Annotated in this window: 2 pseudogenes; both read right to left on the bottom strand. The window is 66.5% G+C overall.

What is annotated here, in order from left to right:
- Positions 1 to 508 (bottom strand): annotated as a pseudogene (pcaG, locus tag FUT88_RS25215) (protocatechuate 3,4-dioxygenase subunit alpha); the annotation flags it as partial.
- A pseudogene (locus FUT88_RS27010) lies at positions 508 to 639 on the bottom strand (protocatechuate 3,4-dioxygenase subunit beta); the annotation flags it as partial. The pseudogenes FUT88_RS27010 and pcaG, both read right to left, overlap by 1 nt.

The raw sequence follows: 639 nt of genomic DNA, 5'->3' as shown, positions 1-639 counted from the left end.
TACACGCGTGTGTGCAGACCGAGGTTGATGCCGCGCGCAAACAGGATCATGCAGATGTGCGGCGCCTGCGTGGTCCCGCTGCGGCGGCTAGCGCCCGGCTTGATGGTGTCAAGCGATAGACGCCGGTATCGAAATCGGCGCCGGCGCGGCCCCAGCCACGAAATGCCGGGTCGACAGGCTTGTCTTGCCGATCGGCCGGATGGGCGTATTTGCCGTCCGCGTTGGCTTGCCAGATCTCGATCAGCACGTCGCGCACGAGCGAGCCCGAGCCATCGTAGACGCGGCCTTCCAGCGCGATGCGCTCGCCGCGTGTGGCGGGCGTCGTCAGGACGCTGCCGAATTCCTTGTCGTAGATGTCGAAGCCGGCCTGGCGCGGTGCGAGGCCGATGTGCACGTACGGGCCACCCGTCTGCGAGGCGGTTTCGTTGAAATGCGCGAACGGCGGCGTTGTCGTCATGGCCGTTGCCTGGGCACGTTCGAGCGATTCACGCAGTGTGGTCGTGGTCATCACTTGGCTCCTTGCAGGGCGGGCACGGCGTTTTCGAAATGCGTGGCACGGCGGCCGCGCAGCGTGATGTCGAAGCGGTAGCAGCGGCTGTCGAGGGGCACGTGGTTCGCCGTGTCGTGCAGCGCGATCAG

The sequence above is a fragment of the Ralstonia sp. TCR112 genome (assembly GCF_007997035.1).
Classification (GTDB): Bacteria; Pseudomonadota; Gammaproteobacteria; order Burkholderiales; family Burkholderiaceae; genus Ralstonia; species Ralstonia edaphi.
Note: the sequence above shows the minus strand (reverse complement) of the source record. Positions and strands in the feature narration are given on the sequence as shown.